The following is a 9,147-nucleotide window of genomic DNA, read 5'->3' on the forward strand; positions in this document are numbered from 1 at the left end:
TGCCGTGCGGGTAGTCATCGCCGAGGACAACGTGCTGCTCTCCTCCGGCCTGGAGCTGCTGCTGGCCCGCCGCGGTTTCGAGGTCGTGGCGACCGAAGCACCAGCACCGCGGCGCCCGCTCCGAGCAGTGCCGGCAGCACCGCCGCCGGGCCCGCTCCGCTCCGCGTGACCGCCGCACCCGCCCCGATCGCACCGAACACCGCGATGCCGGCGACCGCCGGTACCCACCGGTGGCGGGCGAGCACGCCCACCCCGTACGCATAGAGCGCCACCAGCAGACCGGTCCCGACCAGCAGCGCGGTCTTGTCGTGCACGCCGAAGACGGCGATGCCGAAGTCCTTGACCGGGGCGGGCACATGGTCGACGACCACCCCGCCGACCGCCACCAGCGGCGCCGAACGGGCGCCGGTCACCACCGCGACCAGCTCGGCCACGCCGAGCGCCACCGCGGCCGCCGCCACCCCGGACAACCCGGCCCGCATCGATGTCCTCACCCCACCATGGTGCACCGCTGCGGCCCGCACCGATCAGCGTGTTGATTTCGGGCGCGGATGGCGGCCCGAATCCACCCGGTGGGTGCGGGGGTCAGCGGTTGCGGAGGCGGCGGATCGCCCAGACGACGCCGTAACCGCAGGCGGCGGCCACGAAGAGGAAGGACAGCCCGAGGATGATCTCGGTGCCGGTGTCCTCGGGGTCGGCCCACAGGGAGAGCAGCATGATCAGCGCGAGGAAGCCGAAGAACAGCAGGATCGGCGAGAGCAGCACCAGCGTGACGACCGGCCCGGCCGTGCCACCGCCCGAGTCACCGGTGGCGTCCGGCGCCTGCGGTGGAGCCTGCGGGGGCATCGGCCGCGGCACCGGGATCCGGCCCGCGTCCCGAGGCGGCATCGGGGTGCGCAGCTCCGGCCGCACCCGGGCGTCGAGGGCCGGGACCAGCGCGTGGCCGTTCGCGAAGAGGCTGGGTTCGAAGCTGACCTGCATGCCGTCGTGCCCGACGAAGCGCCGGGCCCCGTCCGGCCAGGACAGCACGGCGGCGCACCGGTCGAACCAGACCGTGGCGGCCGAGCCCTCACCCACCATGCTGACCCCGCGCTCGCCCGCGACCAGCGACAGCGCCGGGTCCTCCAGCGAGGGGTACGCGGTGCCCTGCACCACCTCGTCCGACGAGTTCGGCGCCGCGGTGTAGCCGGCCCAGTCGGCGCTGGTCCGGCCCGGGGTCATCAGCAGCCCGTCGGCGTAGGCGGCAGCCGCCACCGCGGCGACGTCCTCCCGGGTCACCGCGCGCAGCTCGGCGAGCACCTCCTCCAGGCTCTGCACCGGACGGCCGGCGAGCACGTTGAACGCCTGCCCGGGCAGCCGGCCGCCGTTCTCCTCGGCGTGGGTCATCTCCTCGGCACGCTGGTTGATCACGGTGGTCACCTCGGCCTGGTCGATCAGACCGAGCCGTACGGCGGCCAGCACGTCGATGAACCCGCCGAGCACGGCGCCCTGCTTCTCCGGCAGCGCGTCGGCGAAGGCGGAGATCACGGCGCTGCCGTCGACCCGCGGCTCATAACCGGCGTGCACCGTGTAGGACAGCCCGCTCTCCTGGCGCAGCGAGCGGAACAGCGCACGTTCCAGCACCCCGGCGAAGACGGCGGCGCGGGCTTCCCGGCGTACCACGGTGTCCCAGGCCACGACGTTGGACGGGCCGGAGAAGTACGCCGGGCGTACCGGAAGGGCGGAGGACGCAGCCGGCACCGGCATGCGATGGCCGGGTGGCAGGGTGAGCTGGAGCCCGGCCGGAACGGCCGGCCCGGCGATCCAGAGGGCCGCGTTGTGCCTGGTGAAGTACCGGCCGACCCAGGCTCGAAGGTCGTCCGGGGTGATCCCGGTGAGCCCCCACTCCGGGTAGGTGACCACGCCGTAGTCGCGGGCGCCGTGCCGCCACAGCGCCAGCGCCTCGGTCGGGCCCTCGCTGCGGCCGTTCTCCTCGGTACGCAGGATCTCCTTCTCCGTGCTGAGCCGGTGCATCGGCAGATCGCTGAGCGAGGCGCACACGCCGTTGAGGAACTTGACGATGTCCGCCTCGCTGCCGCGGGTGTGGAAGAACGTGTACTCCACGCCGGTGGCGCCGTTGTAGTGGTAGTCGGCCACCCCGAACGAGTGCAGCGCCAGATGCTCGACGAGGTGGGTGATGCCGCGCTTGGTCAGCGGCTCGTCGGCGAAACCGACCCGGAAGACCAGGCCGGCGTGCATCGGCCCGGTGGTCGGGCCGAACACCACCGGGATGCCGTCGATCTCCGTCCGCGTGATCATCGAGTGCCTCCGAACGCCCAGCTCCGGGCCTGTCGAATCTGGGTGACGACGTCGTCGTCGAGGTAGTCCCAGGGGTGCCGGGCCGCCAGGTTGCCGAGCGCGCCGAACGTGGCGGCCGCCGCCCGCTGGTCGTCCAGCAGCATGAAGAGCAGCGCGAACGTGCTCAGCGCTTCCAGCCAGCCGTAGCCGCGGCGGAACTGCGGGTGCCAGATCGAGCGCTGCGCGGCCTGGTAGATCTCCGCGCGGACCGGCTCGTTCGCCAGGTAGCCGAGCATGTCGGCACGGGTCTCGCCGTCGAAGACGTGCTCGATGTGCGCCTCCGCGACCAGCACGCCGTGCGGCCCGCCGGGCGGTGCGGCGTTCATCGCGTCCCGGGCGAACTCGTGCACCTGCTCCCAGGTCCCGTCCCACTTCGGGCAGAGCATCTGCAGCAGCTGGAGCTGGCCGGGCAGGTGGTGCGGGTCGCCGGCGGCCATCCGGTCGTGCCGCCGCCGGGCCTCGGCCAGGCCCAGTTGCAGGCCGCGCGCCGAGGTCAGCCGGGCGGTCCAGATCGCCGGGTCCCGCGGGTTGTACGCCGCCCCGTCGATCAGCACCCGTTCCGCCTTGCCGAGCCAGTCGTGGAAGGCGGCGAACTGTTCGCGGCTCACGTAACGGGCGCTCGCCCCGGTGCGGATCTTCCAGCCGACGTCGATCAGGTGCATGCCGAGCAGCGCGGACGCGGCGCCGTCGGCCGGGTTCGCGGCGAGCACCGAGCGCAGGAACTCGTCCAGGCCGTCGTCCTCGCTGACCGCCCGGAGCAGGCCGGTCCGCTCCATCGGCCCGGACGAGTCGAGCACGGCCCGGCAGGCCGGCCAGTCACGACGCTCCAGCGCGGCACGCAGCGCGGTGATCTCCGGGTAGGCGGCGCCGCGGTCGAGCACCACGTCGATGGCTTGGGACATGGCGGGCAGCATAAGGGTCGATCAGTCCGGCCGCACCAACGTTCCCGCCCACAGCCGGCGGCGGGGTGCGGGAATCGACCCGGGTTCCCGGGCCGGCATCGTGATCCGGTGCGCCGCGGGCACGTGCGCGTCGATCTCGGCGGTCACGACGGCGCCGTCGCGGAACAGGGTGGGCTCGACCCGTACCGTGATCCCGTCGTCGCCGATCAGCTCACGGGCGCCGTCCGGCCAGGCGAGCAGCGCGGCGCACGCGTCGTAGCGGACGGTCCGGACCGTCTCGCCGGCCACCACGCTGACACCCTCGTCGCCGTGGACCAGGCGCAGCTTCCGGTCGCCGCGGGCGCGCCGGACCCGCCCGGCCGAAACCGGGACGGACTCCGCCGGCGTCACCGGATAGCCGGCCCATCCGGCGTGGGTCCCGGCCGGGGTCATCAGCAGCCCGGCGCCGTACGCCGCGGTGGCGACCTCGGCCACCTCCGCCGCGGTGACCGCCCGCACCTCGGCGATCGCGTCGTCGAGGCCGCGCACGCTCAGCCCGGCCAGCACGTTGAAGGCCTGCCCCGGCAGCCGCCCGCCCCGCTCCTCGGCCTCGCGCAACCCGTCGCAGGTCAGCTCGACCACGGTGGTCACGTCGTCGGCCTCGACCCGGCCGGCCTGCAGCGCGGCCAGCGCGTCGACCAGCCCGCCGAGGGCCGCGTCGCGGTGCCCGGCCAGCGGTTCGGCGAATGCGGTGATCCGGGCGGTCCGGGCGGCGCGCGGCTGGTACTCGGTGCGGACCGCGGCGGCGATGGCGCTGCGCCGGCAGAGGTCGCGGTCCAGTTGCCGTTCCAGCACGTTGGCGAAGACCGCGGCGCGGGCCTCCCGGCGTACCACGGTGTCCCAGGCCGCGCGCTCGCCGGCGCCGGTGAAGGCGGCCGGGGTCTGCGCCAGCGCCGACGACGGCGCCGGCGCGGGCTGCCGGGCGCCGTCCGGCAGATCCAGCGCCAGCCCTTCGGGCAGCTCGTCGCCGGCCACCCAGAGGGCCGCGTTGTCCCTGGTGAAATAGCGAGCGATCCACTCGTGGAGGTGTTCGGCGGCGAGCCCGTCCAGACCCCACTCGGGATAGCTCGGCATGCCGAAGTCGCGGGCGCCGTGCCGGCGCATCGGCAGCGGATCGCTGACCCGGCCCTCGGCCTCGCTGCGCAGGATCTCCTTCTCGCCGTCGAGCCGGTCGACGGGCAGACGGCGTAGCGCGGCGCAGACTTCGGCCAGGAAGCCGGTGATCCGCTCGGCGGAGCCCTGGACGTGGAAGTAGGTGTGCTCGATCCCGGTGCGGCTGTTGAGGTGGCTGCTCACCTGGGCCGGTCCGGGCAGCACCAGGTGCTCGACCAGGTGGGTGATGCCGCGCCGGGCCGGTGTCTCGTCGGCCAGCCCGACCCGGAAGACCAGGCCGGCGTGCATCGGCCCGCTGACCGGGGCGAGCAGCGTGGGTACGCCGTCCACCTCGAGCTGCCTGATCATGAGCTTCCTCCCCGTGCGAACGCCGTCCGGATCCGATAGGACCGGATCACCCCGGCCGCGCTCTCCCCCAGGTAGTGCCAGGGGTACTCGCTGCCGAGGCCGTCGAGCGCCTCGAACATCTGCCGGGCCGTGTGCGGCTCGCCGGCCAGGCAGAACGCCATCGCGAAGGTGTTGAGCACCTGCACCCAGCCGTGCGTGCGCCGGAACTGCGGGTGCTGAATCGAGTGCGCCGCGGCCTCGCTCAGCTCGGCGAGCACCGACGGCGCGGCCAGGTGCCGCCGGGCGCCGGCGGCGGTGCCGCCACCCTCGCCCAGCGCCTGCTCCAGATGCGCCTCGGCGACGAGCACGGCGTTCAGCGCGCCGAGCGGCGCGGCGGCCGCCCGTTCCCGGGCGAAGGCGAGCGCGTCCGCCCAGGTGCCACCCCAGCGCGGCGTCAGCTGCTGCACCAGTTCGCTCTGGCCGGGCAGGTGGTGCGGGTCGATTTCGGCGAGCCGGTCGTAGCGGCGCCGGCCCTCGCAAACCCCGAGGCCCAGACCGCGCGCCGAAGTCAGCCGGGCGGTCCAGACCGCAGGATCATCCGGGGTACGGGCCGCGGCCGCGATCAGGATCGGCTCCGCCTCGGCCAACCGCGCGGCGAGCAGACCGCCCGTGTGCCGGGCCGCCCAGCCGTCGGCGATCAGGCGCTGCGCGAGCAGCACGGCCGCCGCGCCGTCCGCCGGGTCAGCGGCCCGCACCTCCCGCAGGTGCTCCTCGATCCCGGCCCGGTCGGCGCACGCCCGCAGCAGCAGGGTGCGCTCCACGGGCTCGGCGGCATCGAGCACTTCCCGGCAGGCCGGCCAGTCCTTCGCCGCCAGGGCGGCACGCAGCGTGACGATCTTCGGGTACGCGGCTGCCGGGTCCAGGACGGGATGACGCGGGAGCATGGCGGGCAGCATAGATCTTCCCCTGTGGACCGCCGTTACCGGGGGAAACGCCGCTCAGGACAGCAGCGGGTCGTCCAGCAGGTGCTCGAAGGCCAGCTCGGCGGCGCCGATCAGCGCGGCGTCCGTGCCGAGTTCCGGGGTACGCAACCGCACGTGCTCCCGGCAGGCCGGCAGCCCGACCGCGTTGAGCCGGCTGCGGACCTGGGCGGCCGCACCGAGGTAGACGTCGCGCAGCGTCCCGCCGAAGATCACGACTTCCGGGTTGAAGATGTTGACCAGGTTGCCGACGCCGAACCCGAGCCAGTCGCCGACCTGCCGCAACGCGTGCTGGGCCTGGCTGTCCCCGCGCATCGCGGCGTCCACCACCTCCAGCACGGCGTCCCGGCCGGTGCCGTTGGCCCGCCCGGCGAGGCGCAGCAGCGCGTGTTCGCCAATCTCGGTCTCCCAGCAGCCGCGGGAGCCGCAGGAGCACGGCCGGCCGTACGGGTTGACCACCATGTGGCCGACCTCGCCGCCGTATCCGCCGTGCCCGGTGACCCGGCGGCCGCCGGCCACGATGCCCGCGCCGACGCCCACGTCGCCGTACAGATAGATGACGTTGTCGCAGTTCACGGCCGCGCCGCGGGCGTGCTCGGCGAGCGCGCACACGTCGGCGTGGTTGCCGATGCTGAGCCGGCCGGACTCGCCCAGCTCGGCCCGCAGGGCCGCGCCGACCGGCTCCTCGACCCAGCCGATGGTCGGCGCGAGACGGACCATGCCGTCCTCCCGCCGGACCATGCCGGCCACCGCGAGGCCGCTGCCCACGCACTTGGCGTCGTCGGTGATGGCGTCCCGCATGGTCCGGATGAACCCGGCGAGCGGCTGGACCGCGTCGTCGGCGCTCATCCCGGGCGGGCGTTCGGTCTCGTACTGTTCGAGGATCCGCCCACCGAGGCCGACCCGCGCGGCACGCAGCCGGTCCACCTCGATGCTCAGCGCGTACGCGTAGACCTTGCCCGACTCGGGCCGGACGACCAGCGAAGGTCGCCCGGCCCGGCCGGTCTCCCGTGGCGCCGCCTCGGTGACCAGCCCGGCGCTGATCAGCTCGGCGGTGAGGGCCCCGATGGTGCTGCGGTTGAGGCCGAGCCGGTTGGTCAGCTCCGCGCGTGAGGTGGCACCGTGCATGTGCACGTAGCGCAGGAGCGTCCCGAGGTTGTGCCGGCGAACCTCTTCCTGGCTGGGGCCGGCACGCATCAGCGTCCCGTCCCCTGCCCCCGGGTGTCGGTCATCGGTTGCCCGTTGCGGATGCCCTGCGTCGGGCCAGCGCGTCGACGCTGGCGGCCGCGAGCAGGACCAGACCGGTGAAGATGAACTTCTGGCCGGAGCTGAAGCCCATCAGGCCCATGCCGTTGTCGATGACCGCGATCACCGCGCCACCGATCACCGCGTTGATCACCTTGCCCTTGCCGCCGAAGAGGCTGGTGCCACCGATGACCGCCGCGCCGACCGAGTAGAGCAGGATGCTGCTGCCACCGGTGTTCGGGTCGACCGAGCTGTTCCGGCTGACCACCAGGATGCCGGCGATGGCCGCCATGAACGAGCCGATCACGAAGACCGAGATGCGGATCCGGTCGACCGGGATACCGGCGCGGCGGGCCGCCTCGGCGTTGCCGCCGACCGCGTAGACGTGCCGGCCATAGGTGGTGCGGCCGAGCACGAACGTCCAGACGACCAGCGCGACCGCGATGATCGGTACGACGATCGGCACGCCCTTGAGCGAGTTGATCGCCGGGTTGATCGCCCGCTCCTGGGTCAGCACCAGGGTGGCCGCGAAGACGAGCAGCGCCAGGCCGGCGATGCGCAGCAGCACGATGCCGATCGGGTCGGTGATCAACTTTTTGCTGGACCGGCGGCGGTAGCGGTTGAGCTGCACCGCGGCGAACCCGACCACGGCGACGATCGCGAAGATCCAGCTCCACAGGGTGGAGAGGGTGCCGTTGTTCAGCGACTTCACGAACTCGTCGGTGATCGAGATGTTCTTGCCGCCCTCGAGCATGGTCAGCAGGATGCCCTGGAAGGCGAGGAACGCCGCCAGGGTGACCACGAACGACGGGATGCCCAGCTTCGCGACGAGCAGGCCGAGCACCAGGCCGATCACCACGCCGGTCAGCAGGGCGGCGGGGATGGCCACGTACCAGGGCTGGCCCTCGTTGGTGAGCAGGATCGCCATCACCGCGCCGCAGACGCCGCTGGCGAAGCCGGCGGAGAGGTCGATCTCGCCGAGCAGCAGGACGAAGACCAGGCCCATGGCGATGAAGACGACCTGGGCGCCCTGGTTGAAGAGGTTGGCGAAGTTCAGCGCGCTGAGGAAGGTGTCACTGCGCGCCACGCCGAAGATCAGGGTGAGGACGATGAGCCCGAGTACGGCCGGAAGGGTACCGAGATCGCCACCGCGCACCCGTGCCCAGTAATCGCGGATGTGGCTGCCGACCGTGGGCTTGACGGCCTGGATGCCGCCGGCCGTGGTCGTGGTGGTGGTGGTCACTGGGCTTCTCCCGGCGTGATGTCGATGAACTCGGAGGGCTTCTCGGGCGGCAGGCCGAGGTTGCCGCTACGCCCGCCGGTGATCAGTTCGACGACCTGGGAGTGGGTCACGTCGGACGCCTTGACCTGAGCCGCCATCCGGCCGAGGTAGAGCGCCGCGATCCGGTCCGAGACCGCGAACACGTCGTTCATGTTGTGCGAGATCAGGACCACGCCGAGGCCGTTGTCGGCGAGCCGCCGGACCAGTTCGAGCACCTGGGCGGTCTGGGCCACGCCGAGGGCCGCGGTCGGCTCGTCCAGGATGACGACCTTGCTGTTCCAGAGCACCGCCTTGGCGATCGCCACGGTCTGCCGCTGGCCGCCGGAGAGGCTCGAGACCAGCTGGCGCAGCGACTTGACGGTCCGCACGGAGAGGCTGCGCAGGGTCTCCCCGGCCATCTCCTCCATGCTGTCCTCGTCGAGGACGATGCCGTTCTTCTTCTCCCGGCCGAGGAACATGTTCTGGACGATGTCCAGGTTGTCGCAGAGCGCGAGGTCCTGGTAGACGACCTCGATGCCGAGCGCGGCGGCGTCCCGGGGGCCGTTGATCGCCACGTCCTTGCCCTCGAACGTCACGGTGCCGGCGTCGTGGGTGTAGATACCGCTGATGCACTTGACCAGCGTGGATTTGCCGGCGCCGTTGTCGCCGACCAGGGCGGTTACCTCGCCCGGGTAGACGCTGAGGCCGACGTCGTGCAGGACCTGGACGGGACCGAAGCTCTTGTCGATCCCACGCAGTTCCAGAAGGGGTGTCGCGGCCACGGGATGGTTCTCCTTCGTTCGGTGACCGGTTTCGTCGTGGCGCCACCACTTCTTCGTGGCTCGCCGACTGCGGAGGGGCTGTCGCAACCGGCGGCGAAGACCGGCATGGTGGTGCCGACGCCGTCCGGGACCGCCGCGGTCTTGCGGCTCATCAGTTCCTC

The 9,147-nt window shown here is 72.7% G+C and carries 7 protein-coding genes and 1 pseudogene; all 8 read right to left on the minus strand.

What is annotated here, in order from left to right:
- Positions 1–119 precede the first annotated feature (119 nt).
- Positions 120–482, minus strand: a pseudogene (locus AB0F81_RS30545) (molybdopterin-binding oxidoreductase); the annotation flags it as partial.
- A 103-nt stretch (positions 483–585) separates the two neighbouring features.
- Positions 586–2,298 (minus strand): insulinase family protein, encoded by a 1,713-nt coding sequence (locus tag AB0F81_RS30550; protein ID WP_360202790.1) that lies wholly within the window; start codon positions 2,296–2,298, stop codon positions 586–588.
- Positions 2,295–3,239 carry a hypothetical protein gene (locus tag AB0F81_RS30555; RefSeq protein WP_360202791.1) on the minus strand — a complete coding sequence of 315 codons (945 nt, stop codon included), beginning with the start codon at positions 3,237–3,239 and terminating at the stop codon, positions 2,295–2,297. The genes AB0F81_RS30550 and AB0F81_RS30555 overlap by 4 nt, the downstream gene beginning before the upstream one ends.
- A gap of 21 nt (positions 3,240–3,260) precedes the next feature.
- Positions 3,261–4,739, minus strand: coding sequence for an insulinase family protein (locus tag AB0F81_RS30560; protein WP_360202793.1), 1,479 nt, complete (start codon positions 4,737–4,739; stop codon positions 3,261–3,263).
- On the minus strand, positions 4,736–5,662 hold the full coding sequence (locus tag AB0F81_RS30565) for a hypothetical protein (protein WP_360202795.1): 927 nt from the start codon (positions 5,660–5,662) through the stop codon (positions 4,736–4,738). Before AB0F81_RS30565 ends, AB0F81_RS30560 begins: the two co-directional genes overlap by 4 nt.
- A gap of 54 nt (positions 5,663–5,716) precedes the next feature.
- The gene (locus AB0F81_RS30570) at positions 5,717–6,895 is read right to left on the minus strand and encodes an ROK family transcriptional regulator (RefSeq protein ID WP_360202797.1); all 1,179 of its coding nucleotides are present in this window, start codon (positions 6,893–6,895) and stop codon (positions 5,717–5,719) included.
- A gap of 31 nt (positions 6,896–6,926) precedes the next feature.
- A complete protein-coding gene (locus AB0F81_RS30575; RefSeq protein WP_360202799.1) occupies positions 6,927–8,186 on the minus strand; it encodes an ABC transporter permease in 1,260 nt (419 codons plus the stop codon).
- On the minus strand, positions 8,183–8,986 hold the full coding sequence (locus AB0F81_RS30580) for an ATP-binding cassette domain-containing protein (RefSeq protein ID WP_360202801.1): 804 nt from the start codon (positions 8,984–8,986) through the stop codon (positions 8,183–8,185). Before AB0F81_RS30580 ends, AB0F81_RS30575 begins: the two co-directional genes overlap by 4 nt.
- Positions 8,987–9,147 lie beyond the last annotated feature (161 nt).

Origin of the sequence: Actinoplanes sp. NPDC024001 (assembly GCF_040638955.1) — a bacterium.
Taxonomy (GTDB): domain Bacteria; phylum Actinomycetota; class Actinomycetes; order Mycobacteriales; family Micromonosporaceae; genus Actinoplanes.